Genomic DNA, 253 nt, shown 5'->3' on the forward strand with positions numbered 1-253 from the left:
CCTCATCCGGAAGCTGGAACACGGCGCTGCCCTGTCCGAGATCGAGCGCGCCGCCCTGGAGGCACTCACGCGTACCCGGCGCTGTGTTCCCGCGCGGCAAGACATTGCGGTCTACGACAACACGGATCGCGTCTACCTCGTGATGAGCGGCATGGCCGGGCGCTACAAGACCCTCTGGCAGGGCGGCCGCCGGATCGTCTCGTTTGCCGTGCCGGGCGACCTCTGCCGCATGCACAGCTCCGGCCCCTCCGCG

At 69.6% G+C, this 253-nt stretch carries 1 pseudogene; it reads left to right on the plus strand.

The features are described from left to right. Positions 1–253, plus strand: a pseudogene (locus WDW90_RS40195) (cyclic nucleotide-binding domain-containing protein); the annotation flags it as partial.

This window comes from Methylobacterium nigriterrae (assembly GCF_037106235.1).
Classification (GTDB): Bacteria; Pseudomonadota; Alphaproteobacteria; order Rhizobiales; family Beijerinckiaceae; genus Methylobacterium; species Methylobacterium nigriterrae.